Genomic DNA, 15911 nt, shown 5'->3' on the forward strand with positions numbered 1-15911 from the left:
GATCCAAGCGCCCTCCCCCGCGACGGGGACAGCTCTGAGTATGGATGCGGTTTCAACGCGGATGATCCAGCGGCGTGTAGAATCGACAAGCGTTTGAAATCGTTCGGTTCGATTTCGTCTACGCGGATCATAGAGCGCCGCGAACGCTCGTACTCTTTCTCTCCTCCCCCATTGGGGGAGGGGGACCGCCGAACGGCGGTGGAGGGGCCAGCCGCTTCGGCGACGCCCCCGTCAGATCAGAAAATGCTCCCTTGGCCGGCCACAGGATGTAGCCCCGCAGCACAGGGCCCCTCCACCCGCGTTCGCGGGTCCCCCTCCCCCGATGGGGGAGGAGAGATGCACCGTACCGCCCCCCCAAAGAAAAAGCCCCACCCGTGAGGGTGGGGCTGGTCGAGCGGCGAGGCTCGGATGGACGTCAGCCCTTCCAGTCCGGCAACGCCGCCAGTTGCGCCTTGGTCAGCTTGGCGCGGACGATGTGGTCGTCCGGATCGCCGGGCTCGGGCGAGACCGTCACGTCGGCCAGGGCCACGACGACCTTCTTGTCCGGGCCCATGCGGTCGATCTCGATGACGATGGCTGTAGGCTTGCCGGCCGAGTCCAGCAGGACATGCTCGACCTCGCCGGCCTTGCGGTTGGCGGAGTCGATGACGTCGGCGTCCTCGATCTGACCCACCGTGAAGGCGCCCTTGGCCAGCTGGCCTTCCTGGTGCGCGATGGTCGTCTGGGCGACCGCGCCCGTGGCGACGGCGGCGATGGAAAGGCCCAGGACAGCGAACTTCATCGATCAGCTCCTTTTCACATGGCGTAGGTTCGGAATAACGCCGTGTGCGGAGGATCGATCCGGGGGCTTCCTTCTCCCCTTGCCGGAGAGGGGCGATTGACCTGATGAGCGCCGCCTTGCCATCCTTTTTCCGAAGTCGCGGAGGGCTAGCAGCGTGGGACAAGAGGGTGGCTTTCGCGTGGTCGCGGTCACGCCCCGGCCGGCGAAGGGACTGTTTCGGAGCCGTCTCGTCGACCTGACCATCGAGGCCGTGGGCGCGCCATCGATCCCTCGCTACATCCTCGGCTTTCGCGGTCGGTTTCCAGGCGGATTCAAGGTCACCCCGTTCCGCCTCGACTTCACCGACGGCGAGCGACTGAGCGGCGTCGCGCCGGCGCGCGATCAGCCCGCGCCCGGCGCGATCCTGAGCCCCGCCGAGCTGCGCGACCTGGGCTGGTGTCGTCGCGACCTGGATCGGCGCCTGGCGACGACGGCGCCGCTGGGCTCTCAGGCCTGGGGATCGAAATAGAAGTAGTGCTCGATCAGCAGCTCGTCCTTGACCCGCACGACGTCGACGCCGCTGACGATCACCGTGTCGGCCGGGCCGCCTTCCCACCGCGTGGTCGCGACGCCGTGGTGGCCGAGGGTGGGGCCGACGACGCGGAAGGTGAAGCCGGGCGGCATGTCCCTGAGGACGTCCCGCACGACGTCCGAGATCGCCTGATGGCCGGTGACGGCGCGGCTCGGTTCGAAGATCACCGCGTCCGGGTGATAGATCTCGCGCATCGCCGCGAGGCGGCGGGCGTCGTCGTGCTCGTTCCAGACGCGCTTGATGCTGTCTTCGAGCAGGCGGGATTCGATCGGCGTGGTCATGGCGGGCGGCGTGGTCATGGCGGGGACTCGGCGGTGGGCGGCTCGCGCGACGGTCGCGCCAGGCCAGGGCGAGCGCCTAGCTAACGGGCTGTCGGGGGCGGCGCCTACCCGCTTGTTCGCCCTTGGGGGCTCCGTCGCGCATTTGAGCAAACGCCGCCCAAACACCGTCATCCGATACAAGGCCCCCGCTCGCCGCGGACCTAGGGTCGGGCGTCGCTGGCGGCCCGGCGGGCTATCGGAGGGTTCCATGAGCAAGCTCAAGACGTTCGCGTTCAACACCGCCGTGTCCGCCCTGATCGTCGCCGGGGGCCTTTTCGCCGCCGCGCCCACCCGGGCCGCGTTCGCCGCGCCGGCGGCCGCCGAGGCTGCGTCCGGGCCCGTCACGGTCATCCTGGTGCATGGCGCCTGGGCCGACGGCTCGAGCTGGAGCAAGGTCATCCCGCTGCTGCAGGCCAAGGGCGTTCGGGTGCTGAGCGTCCAGAACCCCCTGACCTCGCTGGCCGACGACGTCGCCGCGGCCAAGCGCGCGATCGCCTACGCCAAGGGACCCGTGGTCCTGGTCGGCCACAGTTGGGGCGGCAGCGTGATCACCCAGGCCGGTGACGATCCCAAGGTCAAGGCTCTGGTCTATGTCGCGGCGTTCGCCAACAGCGAGGGGCAGAGCGGCTATGACCTGATCAGCGCCTATCCCAAGCAGCCGGTCCTCGACCAGGTGATCGATGACGGCCAGGGCTTCCTCTATCTGAGCGAGAAGGGGATCGCCGAGGACGTTGGCCAGGACCTGCCCAAGGCCGAGGCCAAGGTGCTCGCCGCCACCCAGGGCGCGCTGGGCGCCGGCGCCTTCGGGGACAAGGTCTCGATCGCCGCCTGGAAGACGCGGCCGTCCTGGTACGTCGTCGCGACCAACGATCGCGCGCTGAGCCCGGCTTTGCAACGCGACCTCGCCAAGAAGCTGAACGCGAAGACCAAGGTCGTGCCGTCGAGCCACTATGCGATCCTGTCGCATCCCGCCGAGGTCGCCGCGGTGATCGAGGAGGCCGTCAGGTCCGTCCAGCCCCAAGGGCGCTGACGCCGCGCCGCGGCGCGTATCGCGGATCGGCGTCGGGCTCGGCCGGGGAGGGGTGGGCGACCACCCAAATGGGTCGCGCCCGGACCCTCCGGACGACATTGAGAGGCGGGGCGAACGCGCCGACCTTGAGCGCGAAGGTTGCGAAGGTGCGGCCTCTCGCGGCCGAGGAAGGCGCGCTCCATGCGTTGCGACACAGCCTCCGATCGACGTGACGACGGTGGAAGCCGCGACCTCGCGGTTTCGCGCCGGCAGGATCCTGCGCGGGCCGGTGACGCGGCCTCGATCGGCCGATCCGGCGAGATCCCGCCGGAGATCGCGATCATTCTCTCGAGCGTCGAAGACGGTCTCCGGCGCCTGAGGACGCCCGCCCCGGACCTGGACGGGGTCTGCGAGCTCCTGCACGTGATCGCCGTCGCCGCGGGCGCGACCGCCCAGCGCAAGGCTCCGGTCGAGGCCGGCGCGCGTCGGCTGAAGAGCTCGGGCGGTCCCGCGCCGAAGCCGCCGGGCGGCGGGCCCGAGGTCGCCAAGGGCGGCCTGTCGCGCTGGCAGCAGAAGCGGGCGGTGGACCTGATGACGCCTCTGGACCGACATCCGCCGAGCGTGTCGGAGCTGGCCGAGGCCTGTCGCCTGTCGAACGGCTACTTCATCAAGGCCTTCAAGCAGACCTTCGGCGTCACGCCGCGGCGCTGGCGGCAGTTGCTTCGGGTGGAGCAGGCCAAGGGGCTGCTGGTCGCCAACCAGCTCTCCATCGCCGAGGTCGCTCTGGCCTGCGGCTTCGCGGACCAGAGCCACCTGACCCGGGTGTTCAGCCAGGTCGTGGGCGTGCCGCCGGCGCGGTGGCGGCGATGCGTCGACGGGCTGGAGATCGCAACCGCGCCGGCGGACGCGCGGCGCTCGACCGACCCGCCTTCGCCGGCAAGTCTTACCAGGGGCTAGCTTTGCGAGGGGCGGCCTACCGCTCCTCGTCGAACCGGTTGGCCACCAGCTCGCACAGGGCTTCCAGGGCGGCGTCCGCCTCGGGGCCTTCGGCGCTGATGTCGATGGTCGAGCCGATGCCGGCGGCCAGCATCATCAGGCCCATGATCGAGCGGGCGTCGACGCTGGCGCCGTCGCGGCTGACCGTCACCTCGGCGTCGAAGCTGGACGCCATCTTCACGAACTTCGCCGAGGCCCGGGCGTGCAAGCCGCGCTCGTTGACGATCTCGACCGTTCTGGAATGCATTCCGCTTACTTCTCTCCGGCGAGCACGTAGGAGGCCACGGAGATATATTTGCGTCCAGCTTCCTGGGCGTGGGCGACGCAGGCCTGCAAGGTCTCGCGCTGGCGCACGCTGGCCAGCTTGATCAGCATGGGCAGGTTGAGGCCGGCGATGACCTCGGCCTTGGTCTGCTCCATCACCGAGATGGCCAGATTGCTGGGCGTGCCGCCGAACATGTCGGTCAGCAGGATGACGCCCTGGCCGTCCTGGTCGACGTCGGCGCAGGCCTTGAGGATGTCGGAGCGGCGGCGCTCCATGTCGTCCTCGGGGCCGATGCAGATCGCCTTCACGGCGGTCTGCGGACCGACCACATGCTCCATGGCGGAGACAAACTCTTCCGCCAGACGCCCGTGCGTCACGATCACGAGCCCGATCATGCCAGATATCTCAAACGGGATCCCCATTCCCTGCGCGGCCGGGAGAATGCCGCGCGGGCGGTCTTGATACGCCCGTTAGAGAAGGACTCCAAGAGACTGCATGATCTGACCGATCTTCACCGGCGCGGAGGGTTCCCGCGGCCACAGGTCGAAGGCGGGCAGGGCGATCCCGGCGAGGGTCGCGGTCCGCGGCTCGGGCAGGCGCTCGACGGCCTCCGGGCCGCCGACGCAGCGCAGGACGACGGCGATCTCGCAGAAGGGCAGGGGCGCCTCGGCCGTGACGACGCCCAGGCCGCGCACCTCGATCAGGCCGGCCAGGGCGCCGGGCGCCTTGCCGTAGAGGCGGCCGCCGCTGGCGAAGGCGAGCACCCGATCGTCGGCGACGAGGCGAAAGCCGTGGCCCAGGGCGCGCAAGGCCAGATCGCTCTTGCCGATCCCCGACGGCCCCTCGATCAGGGCTCCGCGCCACAGGCCGTCCTGGCGGCGGGCGATCAGGCCGGCGTGGCGGAGCTCGGCGGCGCCGCTCACGCCCGGCTGTCCGGCAGGTCGACGACGAAGCGCGCGCCGATCACCGCCCCGGCCGCGTCCTTGCGGTTCTCGGCGTGGATCAGCCCGCCGTGGGCCTCGATGATCTGGCGGGCGATGGACAGGCCCAGGCCCGAATTGCCGCCGAACGCCCGACCCTTGGGCCGCGAGGTGTAGAAGCGCTCGAAGATGGTCTCGAGATTGTCGGGCGGGATGCCCGGACCGTCGTCCTCGACCGCCGCGATCAGCCGGCCGCGGGCGCGGGACAGGCTGACGCGGACCTCGCCGTCGGCGGGGCTGAACGAGCGGGCGTTGTCGATCAGGTTGCGGAACACCTGGCCGATCGGGGTCTCGCGCGCCAGGATCTGCGCCGGGTGGCCGGGGTCGGCCAGGGACAGCCGCACCCGCACGCTGCCAGGCGCGTCGCCGGGACGCAGCTGGGCGTCGTAGAGGCTGGTCACCTCGGTCAGCAGGCGGTTGAGGTCCAGCGTCCGGGGCGGCTCGCGCGACAGCTCCGCGTCCAGGCGCGAGGCGTTGGAGATGTCGGTCACCAGCCGGTCCAGCCGGTTGACGTCGCTCTGCAGGATCGCCAGCAGCCGGGCGCGGGCGGCCGGATCGCTGACAATATCCAGCGTCTCCACGGCCGAGCGGATCGAGGTCAGGGGGTTCTTGATCTCGTGGGCAACGTCGGCGGCGAAGCGCTCGATGGCGTCCATCCGCTCGGACAGCGAATGGGTCATGTCCTCCAGCGAGCGGGACAGGTCGCCCAGCTCGTCGTGGCGGCGCGAGAGGTCGGGCAGCGAGATGGCGCGCGCCCCCTGCAGGCGGACATGGTCGGCGGCGCGGGCCAGGCGCAGCACGGGCATGGCGATCAGCCGGTGCAGCAGCACGCTGGAGATCAGGATCGCGATCATGGCCACGATGATGAACGGCAGCAGGGCCTTGCGCTCGGCGGCGATGATCTCGTCGACATCCCCGGCCTCCAGGGTGAGGACGCCGAGCACGGCGCGCACGTGCTGGATCGGAATGGAGACGGAGACCAGGCGCTCGCCGTCCTCGGAGATGCGCGTGCCGGCGACGGTGCGGCCCTTCATGGCCTGGGCGATCTCGTCAGCCAGGGCCTTCTGGGCGCGTTCGGCCTTGGCCTGCTCGGCCGGGGATTGTCGCGGACCTTGCTGGGCCTCGCCGGGCTTGTGAGCGGGCGGGAGCACCTTCCAGTCGACGCGGTCGGCGACCACGAACGAGTCGGCCAGCACCTTGCCGTGCGCGTCGAACAAGCGGGCGCGCTGCGAGTGCTGGATGAACAGCACTTGCAGGATCTGGCTGGCGGCGACGGGGTCGAGCTCCGGCTCTGGAACGCCCACCGTCGCCAGCTCATCAATGACCTTCGCGATCAGCTGGCCCTGGGTGCTGAGGCTGTCGATGCGCGCGTTGACCAGGCCGCTGCGCAGTTCGTTCAGCACCAGCGCCCCGATGACCACGATCACCAGGGCCAGGACGTTCAGCGCGATGATCAGCCGGCCCAGCCGCGAGCCGCGCGGCCAGGCCAGGCGCCGACGGGGCGGGGGCTGCTCGCCCGCCGCCTCAGGCCTCGCGGTAACGGTAGCCAACGCCGTACAGGGTCTCGATGGAGTCGAATTCCGGGTCGACCTGGCGGAACTTCTTGCGCATGCGCTTGATGTGGCTGTCGATCGTGCGGTCGTCGACATAGACCTGGTCGTCGTAGGCGGCGTCCATCAGGTTGTCGCGGCTCTTCACGAAGCCGGGACGCTGGGCCAGGGCCTGCAGCAGCAGGAACTCGGTGACCGTCAGGCGCACCGGCTTGCCGTCCCACAGGCTGTCATGGCGGGCGGGATCGAGCGTCAGCTTGCCGCGCTTCATCACCTTGGCGCCGGCCGCGCTCTGCTCCGCCGGCGAGATCTCGCCCTCCGGCCGCGCCCGGCGCAGCACCGCCTTGACCCGCTCGACCAGCAGCCGCTGGCTGAACGGCTTGTGCATGTAGTCGTCGGCGCCGAGGTTGAAGCCCAGGACCTCGTCGATCTCCTCGTCCTTCGAGGTCAGCATGATCACCGGGATCTCGGAGTGCTGGCGCAGGCGGCGCAGCACCTCCATGCCGTCCATGCGGGGCATCTTGACGTCCAGGATGACGAGATCCGGCGGATTGGCCTCGACGCCTTCCAGGCCGGCCACCCCGTCGTGGAAGTGGTTCACCGTGTGGCCGTGGGCCTGCAGGGCCATCGAGATCGAGCCGACAATGTTCTCGTCGTCGTCAATGAGGGTGATGAAGGCCATCTATCCGTTCTTATGCTTCGACTTTCGTCGCTTCGCCGATCCTACCGGTCGAGGCTCCCGGCTTCAACGCACGGCGCGGCGAAGCTTTCCAACCTGTGTCGTCGCGCTTTGCGGCCCGAGCATGGCGCGATTGCGGCGTCCCCCAAAGCGGGTTCTTCAACCTCACCTTAAGGTCTCGTGGGCCAAGGTGGCGCTCCGGGAGCCATCGCCGAATGAGCCAGATCCATTACGAGCTATTTGTCCGGCGAAAGGTCGGCGCGCAGTGGACGCTGGAGATCGCGACCGAGAATCGCGCGCACGCCCTGCAGGTGGCCGAGGACGTTCTCGAGCAGAAACGCGGCGTGGCCGTCCGGGTCAGCAAGGAGACGCTGCACCCCGAGACCGGCGAGTACAAGTCCATCGCCATCTTCACCAAGGGCATGGTCGACGGCGGCAAGCCCAAGAAGGAGGCCGAGGATCGCGATCCGCTGTGCGTCCAGCCGGCCGACCTCTACACGGCTCACGCCCGCGACCGCATCGGCCGCCTGCTGGACGGCTGGCTGACCCGCCACAAGGCCACGCCCTTCGAGCTGCTGCACCGCCCTGACCTCGTCGAGAAGCTTGAGGCCTCGGGCACCGACCTGCAGCACGCCTTGCAGAAGATCGCCATTCCCGAGGCCGAGGCGCGCGGCGTCACGGTCCACGAGGTCATTCGCCACTTCCAGGGCCTGGTCGAGCGCACGATCGGCAACCTCAGCAAGGCTTTCAAGAAGGGCGCCTTGCCCGACCTCGACAAGGAAGGCTTCGCCAAGGCCGCCGAGCGGCTGGTCGCCGATCCCGACCGCGCCTTCCTGCTGGGGGCGGGGATCGCCGCCTCGATCGCGCCCGCCACCAACTGGTCCGACAAGATCGCCCGCCTGCTCGACCTGGCCGACGCCGCCCCGGCCGAGCCGCGCGCCCGCGCCGCCGCCCTGGCCGCCATCGAGCAGCCCCTGGCCGAGATCATCGGTTCGCGGGCCGGCATGGCCGACCTGCTGGACACCAAGGACGACCTGGGCTCGACCCTGGCGGCCATGACCCGCCTGACCGGCGGCGTCGCCGTCGAGGCCCTGATCCGGATCGAGGCCAGCGTCCGCGCCTGCATGCCCGAACTGTCGGGCACGGCCCAGCGCCTGAGCGGCTGGCTGTCCGGCGACGACTTTCCCAGCGTGCGAAAGGCCATCGCCCAGCGCGTGCTGACCGAGCTGAACGGCGTGCGGCGCCTGAAGCCCGACAGCGCCGACGCCGAGATCGAGTTCCTGCGGGCCCTGGCCATGAGCCTGACGGCCGCCGCCGGCCGCATCCTGCAAGCCGACGACATCCAGGGCGCCTTCACCACGCGCTCGAAGACCCTGCTGAACGGCGAGTTCATCGACAGCCTGCTGGGCCGCGACCGCTCGGCCCACGACGAGATCAAGATCCTGATCCGCCTGGCCGAAAACGTCATGGGCGCGGTCAACAAGCGTCACGCCGCGCGCTGGCTGAACGGCAATATCAGCGCGATGCGCTTCGAGAAGGAAATGCGCCAGGGGCCGGATTCCCCCGTCAGCAAGCTCAGCCAGCTGGCGGTGCTGCAGCGCTCGCTCAGCCGCTCGGGCCTGGTGCGGGAGGACTACGAGCCGCTCTGCGCCAAGCTGGGCGAGATCGGCGCCCAGATCGAGTCCGACACCCGTCTCCTGACCATGCTGGTGCGCGCCCCGGCACCCCTGCCGCACCGCCTGGCCCTGCTGGCCAAGCTGGCCATGGGCGAGGCCGGCCCCACCGGCCCGGTCGCCGAAAAGGCCCGGATCGAGGCCCTGAAACTGGCCCGCGATCCCGGCTCGCGCGCACAGCTCGCCGAGTCGCCCCAGACCATGGACCTGATCAAGACCCTGGCCAGCAAGGCGGCTTGAACGATCGCGCGGCGCTCGGCGGACCGGAACCCTTGAGCTAATATCCGCGCCGGGGCTCGCCGATGTCGCGGGCGGACTCGGAGCGGTCTGATGAAGTTGGCTCTCATCCTGCTTGGCTTGCTCTCGGCGCCGACAGCCGCCGAGCGCACGCCTGGCGATGTGCTGGCGCGGTTAGCCGAGAAGGTCGACCATAGCGAAGCCTACCGTCCCAATGGCTTGGATCCCCGGCGCGGGGTCGTCTTGACCCTGACCGCCGACCCGATCGGGGACGCGATCTGCCGCGCCCAGAAGCTCTTCGTGTTCTACAAGCGCGACGCTGGCGAAGGCGTCGATCGGGTGGAAGTGCAAAACCGCTACCACGTCGAAGACTGGACGGCCCGCCACGCGGCGCCGCCGCGCTCGTGCGACGGCGTCGCCGACGCCCAGTGGACCGTCGCCCAGGACGACCGCACTTTCCGCAGCGTATTGCCCGCGATCGGTCAGGTCTATCGCCTGACCGCCCAAGCCCAGCCCGCCTCGCGCTACCCGTTCAAGTTCATCTGCCGCGACTACGCCAAGGCCTGCGCCGACCCCGCCGCGAAGCTGAAGGAGGCGTTCGCGCTCGGCGTCGACGAGGTGGACCAGGACGGCGCGATCATCTGGGCGCGCCGCACGGCCTATGGCATGGCGCCGCACTGGGACATGAAGATCGAGTTGAGTTCAGGAGCCATATCCACCGTGACTCTGAGCTTCACCCCCCCGCCGTTGTCCTGAGCCCATACCTGGAGTGAGACAGGCGTCCGACTTCCCCGAGACGCCCACCTCGACGCCGCGCTCACCGCAGCACCGCCTCCGTATCCACCAGCCGCACGTCGTGCATCTGGTTCAGATAGGCCTCGTAATAGCCCTTGTGCGAGGCCCCGACGATGCCCAGCAGGCGCATGCCGGGATGCTGGCCCAGGACGTCGCGGATGTTGGCGACCATGCGCAGGTTCCGCGTCTCCCAATAGCCGAGGTACTGCCGGCCGAAGGCCTGCGGCGAAGGCTCGACCAGGGTCGCGCCGAAGTCGCCCCCATAAGCCATCTGCTGGGCCTTGGGGCTGTTGTAGGCGCGATAGACGTTCAACAGTCCCTCCGGTTTGTCGAGATCCTGTTGCAGGCGCTGGTCCTCGGCGCGGCGGGCGCGGGCGACCGGATTGTCCCAGGCGGCGCGGATCGCCGTTTCGAACGCCTTCTGCTCGGCCGGATCGGGGCTGTCGGGCGTATCGGCCGAATGGTCGTCGACGCTCCACAGGCGCTCGTGTCCCAGGCGCGCGGCGAGGACGGCGGCGATCTGGTCGGTCTCGTTGCGGCGGACGCGCAGTTTCTCGAGCTGGGCGACGAGCGTGTCGTCCAGGCCGTCGCCGGCCCGGCGCTCGGCCTCCGGAAGGCGCAGCCATTGGACCAGGGCCGAGGCCCGCTCGCCCGCGGCCAGGAACACGGCGGCCAGGTGTCGTCGCTGGGCGGCGGTCGGCGAGGCGGGCCAGGCGGCCAGCAGGCGCTCGGCCTCGGCGTTGGCGGCTGGGACGTCCAGACCCGTCGCCTGGCCGGCCGCCGTGGGGTCGGGGCAATAGGTCTTCACGGTCTCCGCGTAGCGGGACGGATAGCGCCGCAGGGCGTCGCACTGCAGGCCGGACAGGTCCTCGGTGGCGATCCCGGTCGGCTTCCAGGCCGCCAGCCGCTCCAGCAGCGGCGACAGCCGACCCAGGTCCACGGTTTTGGGCAGACCGCTCAGGTGGGGCGTGCCCAGCACCATCACCATATTCGGCGCGCCGTGGGGTGGGCCCTTCAGGGTGTCGGGATGGAAGGACGGCCGATAGTCCCCGGCCTGGGCGGTGGTCGCGATGATAGCCACGGCCAGGGCGGTGGTCAGGATGCAGGTGGTGCGGAACATGGAATTCCCTAGGCGGCTCTTGCCGCTTAGAGGCTCCGGCGCGGTGTCGTGGAGGCGCCTGACGGATATTTAATCTTGGCTGGGCCGCTGGATCGGCCGACCGCGCGCCTGCGCCGTCAGCCCAGCACCTCCGCCAAGGCGTCGACGACCCGCTCCACATCTGCTTCCGACATCGCCGGAAAGAGCGGCAGGGTCAGGCAGCGCGCGTACCAGGCGTCGGCGCCGGGCAGATCCGCCAGGCCCTGGCGGTTGACGTAATAGGGCTGGCGATGGACCGGGATGTAGTGGACCTGCGTCCCGACGCCCTTGGCCTTCAGCGCCTCGACGACCGCGCGGCGGGTCAGGCCCAGGCCCTCGAAGTCGATCAGCACGGTCAGGAGGTGCAGGGCGGCGTCCGAATAGGCGGGGCTCGTCGCCAGGCGGGCCTTGGGGGCGCGCTCGGGCAGCAGGCGGGCGTAGAGCGCGGTCAGCGCTCGGCGACGGGCGACGAAGCGATCCAGCTTGTTCAACTGCGACAGCCCCAGGGCGCAGAGCACGTCGGGGATGCGGTAGTTGAAGCCCAGCTCTGGCATCTCGTACCACCAGGGATCGCCGTCGGCGGGCCGGACCATGCCATGCGAGCGCAGGCGGCGGGCGCGCTCGGCGAGGGTCGCGTCGTTGGTGGTCAGCATCCCGCCCTCGCCGGTGGCGAGGGTCTTGACCGGGTGGAACGAGAAGCTGGCGAAGCTGGAATAGGCGCCGTCGCCGACCGGGTGGGCGACGCCGTCGAAGGTGGCGATCGAGCCCAGGGCGTGGGGGGCGTCCTCCACCAGGACCGCGCCGGCGGCGTCGGCCAGGGCCTTCAGGGCCGGCAGGTCGCAGACGTCGCCGCGCAGGTGGACGGGCAGGATGGCCTTCACCCGCCGGCCCTTGGCGCGCTCGAGGGCCTCGGCCAGGGTCTCCGGCGTCATCAGGCCGCTGCCCTGGTCGACATCGGCGAACACCACCTCGGCGCCGACATAGCGGGCGCAGTTGGCGGTGGCCAGGAAGGTGACCGAGGGGGCGATGCAGGTGTCGCCCTCGCCAATCCCGAGAGCCAGCATGGCCAGGTGCAGGGTCGCGGTGCCGTTCGACACCGCCACGGCGTGCGAAGCGCCGACCTTGCGGGCGAAGGCGGTCTCGAACGCCTCGACCGTCGGGCCGGTGGTCAGGAAGTCGCCGCGCAGGGCCTCCGCGACGGCCGCGATGTCGTCGTCCTCGATCGTCTGGCGGCCATAGGGGAGGAAGGAGCCGCTCATCGGGCGGCCTTCTCCTCCAGCATGGCCAAGAGGCCCTCGGGCGACAGCCAGTCGTGGTTGTTGTCGCTGCTGTACGAGAAGTCCTCGCCCACCGGCTTGGCGCCGTCGGCGGCGGAATAGGGCTTGCGGCCGAACTCGGCGAAGTTGGGCTCGATCGCGTAGCGGTCCTCGAACTCGACGGTGGCGCGGGCGTCGTCGGCGCTGATCATGATCTCGTGCAGCTTCTCGCCCGGACGGATGCCCACGACCTTGATTCCGGCGGTCGGGGACATGGCCTTGACCAGGTCCGGCATCGACATCGACGGGATCTTCGGCACGAAGATCTCGCCGCCGCGCATCATGGTCAGCGACGACAGCACGAAGTCGACGCCTTCGTTCAGCGTGATCCAGAAGCGGGTCATGCGCGGATCGGTGACCGGCAGCTCGGTGGCGCCGTTATCCAGCATCCGGCGGTACAGCGGCACCACGCTGCCGCGCGAGCCGACCACGTTGCCGTAGCGCACGACGCAGAAGCGCGTGCCGATGTCGCCCGACAGGTTGTTGGCCGCCACGAAGGTCTTGTCCGAGGCCAGCTTCGTCGCGCCATAGAGGTTGGTCGGGTTGCAGGCCTTGTCGGTCGAAAGCGCCACCACCTGCTTGACGCCATTGCTGAGGCTGGCCCAGACCACGTTCTCGGCGCCCAGCACGTTGGTGTGGATGCACTCGGACGGATTGTACTCGGCCGCCGGCACCTGCTTGAGGGCCGCGGCGTGGATGACGATGTCGACGCCGCGCAGGGCCAGGGTCAGGCGCTCGCGGTCGCGAACGTCGCCCAGGAAGAAGCGCATCTTGGCGTAGGTCTTCTCGTCGAATTGCTCGCGCAGCTCGATCTGCATGTCGCTCTGCTTCAATTCGTCGCGGGAGTAGACGATGACTTTCCGCGGGGCGTAGCGGCGCAGCACGGTCTCGATGAAGCGCCGGCCGAACGAGCCGGTGCCGCCGGTGACCAGGATCACCTTGCCGTCCAGATCAAGGGACTTGGGTGAGAAACGGCCCAAGGTCTGCCTCCGAGAGACGCGCGTCCGGCTTGCGGCCGCGACGACGAAGCGTGGTTAACGATGCTGTTTGCACCCGCAGACGTAAAGAGGACGTCAACCCAGGCGCGCTATCAGGGACGCATGCGTCGCTTTCGCTCCCTGCCGCTGGTCCTGGCCGCCGCGCTCGCCGCCGCGCCCCTGGTCGCGCCTGTCCCGGCTTTCGCCGGTCACGGCGAGGAGAAGAAGGAAGCGCCCAAGACCTATTTCGCGCTCGATCCGATCAATGCGGTGGTAATGCGCCGCGACGGCCGACGGGGCGTCATGACCCTGGAGACGGGCCTGGAGGTCAAGGATCCCGAACTGATGAAGCGCGCCGAGGCCTCGACGCCGCGTCTGCGGGCGGCCTTCGCCCAGGTGCTGATGATCTACGCCGCCGGCCTGCGCGGCGGCGCGGCGCCGGACATGGACTATGTCGGTCGCGAGCTGCAGAAGGCCGCCGACCAGGTGCTGGGCAAGCCCGGCTCGAAGGTCCTGCTGGGCTCGGCCCTGATCAGCTAGGACGGATTACGCGCGGGTCGAGACGCGACCTCATGATGATCCCGGGCGACTGACCACAGAAGAATCCGACCTTCCCGGCGAATGCCGGGACCCAGATCGAACCCGCGCGCGACAATCCAGTTAGCGCTGCGGAATGTCGCGAAACCCCACGCGCTCCGGCTGAATCTGGGCCCCGGGCATTCGCCGGGGAAGTCGGGGAATTGCGGTTAATGATGGCGATTCACCTAGCCCTTGCTCTTCCGCCGCGCCCGGAAGAAGCCGCGCAGCAGCTCCGCGCTCTCCTGCGCCAGCACCCCGCCCGTCACCTCCGGCCGCCAGTGGCAGGTCGGTTGGGCGAAGAACTTGGGGCCATGGACGACGGCGCCGCCCTTGGGGTCCTCGGCTCCGAACACCACGCGCCCGATCCGCGCGTGGCTGATCGCCCCGGCGCACATGGCGCAGGGCTCCAGCGTCACGACCAGGGTCAGGTCGGTCAGGCGATAGTTCTTCAGCTTGGCCGCCGCGGCGCGCATCGCGGCGATTTCGGCGTGGGCGGTGGGGTCGTGGGCGGCGATGGGTCCGTTGCCGGCCGTGGCGATGATCTCGCCCGTCTTCGGATCCAGGATCACCGCACCGACCGGCGTCTCACCCGCCTCGGCGGCCGCGCGAGCGGCGTCGAGCGCCAGGCGCATCATCCGCCTGTCCTGCTCGGAGCCTTGATCCTCGTCCTGATCGGTGCGCATTAGCTGACCTGAAAAGCCCATCGCGAGATGCGCCCAGCCCAAGACGGACGCCAAAAATGACCAAACCCCACGATCCCCTGTACGAGCCTGAACTCGATGGTCAAGACGGGGAGCTCGACGGCGGTCCCGGCGAGCGGGTCGCCAAGGCCCTGGCGCGGGCGGGCGTCGCCTCGCGGCGCGAGGTCGAGCGGCTGATCGAGGCCGGCCGCGTCGCCATCAACGGCAAGGTGCTGACCACCCCGGCGATCAAGGTCAAGCCGGGCGACTTTCTCACGGTGGACGGCCAGCTGGTGGCCGAGCGCGAGCCGACGCGGATCTTCCGCTACCACAAGCCCACCGGCCTGATGACCACCCACAACGACCCCAAGGGCCGGCCGACGGTGTTCCAGACCCTGCCCAAGGACCTGCCGCGCCTGATCTCGGTCGGGCGCCTCGATTTGAACTCCGAGGGCCTGCTGCTGCTGACCAATGATGGCGAGCTGTCGCGCGCTCTGGAGACGCCCAGCAACGCCTGGGTGCGCCGCTACCGCGCCCGCGCCTTCGGCGACACCACCCAGGCCAAGCTCGACACCCTGAAGGACGGCGTCATCGTCGAAGGCGTCAAGTACGGCCCGATCGAGGTCAAGCTGGACAAGGCGCACGACAAGGCCGGCGGTGGCAAGAATATCTGGCTGACGGTCTCTCTGTCGGAAGGCAAGAACCGCGAGGTCCGCAAGGTGCTGGAGTCGATCGGCCTGAAGGTCAATCGCCTGATCCGCATGTCCTACGGCCCCTTCGCGCTCGGCGCCCTCGCCGCTGGCCAGATCGAGGAGGTCGGCCCCCGGGTGATCCGCGAGCTGCTGGAAGGCGTCGTGCCGCCCGAGAACATGCCGACCGGCGATCGTCCGAAGTTCGCCGGGATCGCCAATCCGGTGAAGGCGCCGGGCACCGACGGCGGCGGCGACCTGCAGCGCCGGGGCGTCCCGCGCGCCGATCGCGTGCTCGAGCCCAAGGCGCCGGAAAAGCCCGAGAAGCCGGTCTACAAGGCCGGATGGGCCAAGCCCAAAAAGAAGGTCTCGCCGCACGCGCCGGCCAAGGGCGCCGCCAAGCCCAAGCGTGCGCCGGCCAAGTCGATCGAGACCAAGTTCATCGATGACAGAAAGCCCGTCGCGCGCAGCAAGCCGGTCACCCGTCCGGACGGAAAGGCCGCCCCGAAGACCGTCGACGGCGCGGCGCGGCGGGTGTCGGAGACGTCTGGCAAGCCGATGGCGCGCCCGCCCGCGCGGCCTGGGGGCGCCCGTCCCGCGACCGGACGCGGGCCCGCCCCGCGCGGCGGGCCGAAACGCTAGGCGTGTGGCCGAAAGTGGGAACCGGTTTCGGCTG

General features: G+C 69.8%; 18 protein-coding genes. 7 read left to right on the forward strand and 11 right to left on the reverse strand.

Annotation, left to right across the window (positions count from 1 at the left end; translation table 11 throughout):
* Positions 1–415: 415 nt before the first annotated feature.
* On the reverse strand, positions 416–781 hold the full coding sequence (locus DI526_RS11675; protein ID WP_304277809.1) for a PRC-barrel domain-containing protein: 366 nt from the start codon (positions 779–781) through the stop codon (positions 416–418).
* A gap of 154 nt (positions 782–935) precedes the next feature.
* On the opposite strand from DI526_RS11675, the gene DI526_RS11680 reads away from it, so the two are divergent.
* The gene (locus DI526_RS11680) at positions 936–1289 is read left to right on the forward strand and encodes a hypothetical protein (protein WP_304277811.1); all 354 of its coding nucleotides are present in this window, start codon (positions 936–938) and stop codon (positions 1287–1289) included.
* Here DI526_RS11680 and DI526_RS11685 read toward each other — a convergent pair.
* Positions 1268–1651, reverse strand: coding sequence for a nuclear transport factor 2 family protein (locus DI526_RS11685; RefSeq protein WP_304277813.1), 384 nt, complete (start codon positions 1649–1651; stop codon positions 1268–1270). The genes DI526_RS11680 and DI526_RS11685 overlap by 22 nt on opposite strands.
* Before the next feature lie 229 nt (positions 1652–1880).
* On the opposite strand from DI526_RS11685, the gene DI526_RS11690 reads away from it, so the two are divergent.
* Together DI526_RS11690 and DI526_RS11695 are read left to right on the forward strand one after the other, a co-directional pair.
* Positions 1881–2702 (forward strand): alpha/beta fold hydrolase, encoded by an 822-nt coding sequence (locus tag DI526_RS11690; protein ID WP_304277815.1) that lies wholly within the window; start codon positions 1881–1883, stop codon positions 2700–2702.
* A gap of 180 nt (positions 2703–2882) precedes the next feature.
* Entirely contained in the window at positions 2883–3638 is a 756-nt protein-coding gene (locus DI526_RS11695) for an AraC family transcriptional regulator (RefSeq protein ID WP_304277817.1), read from the forward strand.
* 16 nt (positions 3639–3654) lie between these two features.
* Here the strand turns inward: DI526_RS11695 and DI526_RS11700 are convergent, their stop codons facing one another.
* From DI526_RS11700 to DI526_RS11720, 5 genes are all read right to left on the reverse strand, one after another.
* Positions 3655–3924, reverse strand: coding sequence for an HPr family phosphocarrier protein (locus DI526_RS11700; protein ID WP_304277818.1), 270 nt, complete (start codon positions 3922–3924; stop codon positions 3655–3657).
* Between the two features lie 5 nt (positions 3925–3929).
* Positions 3930–4337 carry a PTS sugar transporter subunit IIA gene (locus DI526_RS11705; protein WP_304277820.1) on the reverse strand — a complete coding sequence of 136 codons (408 nt, stop codon included), beginning with the start codon at positions 4335–4337 and terminating at the stop codon, positions 3930–3932.
* Positions 4338–4412: 75 nt separating this feature from the next.
* Positions 4413–4865 (reverse strand): HPr kinase/phosphorylase, encoded by a 453-nt coding sequence (locus DI526_RS11710; RefSeq protein WP_304277822.1) that lies wholly within the window; start codon positions 4863–4865, stop codon positions 4413–4415.
* On the reverse strand, positions 4862–6472 hold the full coding sequence (locus tag DI526_RS11715) for an ATP-binding protein (RefSeq protein ID WP_304277824.1): 1611 nt from the start codon (positions 6470–6472) through the stop codon (positions 4862–4864). Before DI526_RS11715 ends, DI526_RS11710 begins: the two co-directional genes overlap by 4 nt.
* Positions 6447–7154 carry a response regulator transcription factor gene (locus tag DI526_RS11720; protein WP_304277826.1) on the reverse strand — a complete coding sequence of 236 codons (708 nt, stop codon included), beginning with the start codon at positions 7152–7154 and terminating at the stop codon, positions 6447–6449. Before DI526_RS11720 ends, DI526_RS11715 begins: the two co-directional genes overlap by 26 nt.
* Positions 7155–7366: 212 nt before the next feature.
* Here DI526_RS11720 and DI526_RS11725 point away from each other — a divergent pair, with 212 nt between their 5' ends.
* Together DI526_RS11725 and DI526_RS11730 are read left to right on the forward strand one after the other, a co-directional pair.
* Positions 7367–9064, forward strand: a complete 1698-nt coding sequence (locus DI526_RS11725; protein WP_304277828.1) for a hypothetical protein — start codon at positions 7367–7369, stop codon at positions 9062–9064.
* A 90-nt stretch (positions 9065–9154) separates the two neighbouring features.
* Entirely contained in the window at positions 9155–9817 is a 663-nt protein-coding gene (locus DI526_RS11730) for a hypothetical protein (RefSeq protein ID WP_304277830.1), read from the forward strand.
* 61 nt (positions 9818–9878) lie between these two features.
* On the opposite strand, the gene DI526_RS11735 is transcribed toward DI526_RS11730, so the two are convergent.
* From DI526_RS11735 to pseB, 3 genes are all read right to left on the reverse strand, one after another.
* Positions 9879–10976 carry a DUF5694 domain-containing protein gene (locus DI526_RS11735; RefSeq protein WP_304277832.1) on the reverse strand — a complete coding sequence of 366 codons (1098 nt, stop codon included), beginning with the start codon at positions 10974–10976 and terminating at the stop codon, positions 9879–9881.
* Positions 10977–11092: 116 nt separating this feature from the next.
* On the reverse strand, positions 11093–12253 hold the full coding sequence (gene pseC, locus DI526_RS11740) for a UDP-4-amino-4,6-dideoxy-N-acetyl-beta-L-altrosamine transaminase (protein ID WP_304277834.1): 1161 nt from the start codon (positions 12251–12253) through the stop codon (positions 11093–11095).
* Positions 12250–13290, reverse strand: a complete 1041-nt coding sequence (gene pseB / locus DI526_RS11745) for a UDP-N-acetylglucosamine 4,6-dehydratase (inverting) (protein ID WP_304277835.1) — start codon at positions 13288–13290, stop codon at positions 12250–12252. Before pseB ends, pseC begins: the two co-directional genes overlap by 4 nt.
* Positions 13291–13410: 120 nt before the next feature.
* Between pseB and DI526_RS11750 the strand changes: the two genes are divergently transcribed.
* Complete coding sequence (locus DI526_RS11750; RefSeq protein WP_304277837.1) at positions 13411–13827, forward strand: hypothetical protein; 417 nt, start codon at positions 13411–13413, stop codon at positions 13825–13827.
* 224 nt (positions 13828–14051) lie between these two features.
* Here DI526_RS11750 and tadA read toward each other — a convergent pair whose 3' ends face one another.
* A complete protein-coding gene (gene tadA / locus DI526_RS11755; RefSeq protein WP_304277839.1) occupies positions 14052–14549 on the reverse strand; it encodes a tRNA adenosine(34) deaminase TadA in 498 nt (165 codons plus the stop codon).
* A 56-nt stretch (positions 14550–14605) separates the two neighbouring features.
* Here tadA and DI526_RS11760 point away from each other — a divergent pair, with 56 nt between their 5' ends.
* Entirely contained in the window at positions 14606–15877 is a 1272-nt protein-coding gene (locus DI526_RS11760; protein ID WP_304277841.1) for a pseudouridine synthase, read from the forward strand.
* The last annotated feature ends 34 nt before the right edge of the window (positions 15878–15911 follow it).

It is taken from the genome of Caulobacter segnis (assembly GCF_003243465.1).
GTDB classification, from domain to species: domain Bacteria; phylum Pseudomonadota; class Alphaproteobacteria; order Caulobacterales; family Caulobacteraceae; genus Caulobacter; species Caulobacter segnis_A.

Bases quoted from the DNA above. Each gene is read 5' to 3' on its own strand.
- DI526_RS11675 (WP_304277809.1), bottom strand. From the start codon at position 781: ATGAAGTTCGCTGTCCTGGGCCTTTCCATCGCCGCCGTCGCCACGGGC.
- DI526_RS11685 (WP_304277813.1), bottom strand. From the start codon at position 1,651: ATGACCACGCCGCCCGCCATGACCACGCCGATCGAATCCCGCCTGCTC.
- DI526_RS11690 (WP_304277815.1), top strand. From the start codon at position 1,881: ATGAGCAAGCTCAAGACGTTCGCGTTCAACACCGCCGTGTCCGCCCTG.
- DI526_RS11695 (WP_304277817.1), top strand. From the start codon at position 2,883: ATGCGTTGCGACACAGCCTCCGATCGACGTGACGACGGTGGAAGCCGC.
- DI526_RS11700 (WP_304277818.1), bottom strand. From the start codon at position 3,924: ATGCATTCCAGAACGGTCGAGATCGTCAACGAGCGCGGCTTGCACGCC.
- DI526_RS11705 (WP_304277820.1), bottom strand. From the start codon at position 4,337: ATGATCGGGCTCGTGATCGTGACGCACGGGCGTCTGGCGGAAGAGTTT.
- DI526_RS11720 (WP_304277826.1), bottom strand. From the start codon at position 7,154: ATGGCCTTCATCACCCTCATTGACGACGACGAGAACATTGTCGGCTCG.
- DI526_RS11725 (WP_304277828.1), top strand. From the start codon at position 7,367: ATGAGCCAGATCCATTACGAGCTATTTGTCCGGCGAAAGGTCGGCGCG.
- DI526_RS11730 (WP_304277830.1), top strand. From the start codon at position 9,155: ATGAAGTTGGCTCTCATCCTGCTTGGCTTGCTCTCGGCGCCGACAGCC.
- DI526_RS11735 (WP_304277832.1), bottom strand. From the start codon at position 10,976: ATGTTCCGCACCACCTGCATCCTGACCACCGCCCTGGCCGTGGCTATC.
- pseC (WP_304277834.1), bottom strand. From the start codon at position 12,253: ATGAGCGGCTCCTTCCTCCCCTATGGCCGCCAGACGATCGAGGACGAC.
- DI526_RS11750 (WP_304277837.1), top strand. From the start codon at position 13,411: ATGCGTCGCTTTCGCTCCCTGCCGCTGGTCCTGGCCGCCGCGCTCGCC.
- tadA (WP_304277839.1), bottom strand. From the start codon at position 14,549: ATGCGCACCGATCAGGACGAGGATCAAGGCTCCGAGCAGGACAGGCGG.
- DI526_RS11760 (WP_304277841.1), top strand. From the start codon at position 14,606: ATGACCAAACCCCACGATCCCCTGTACGAGCCTGAACTCGATGGTCAA.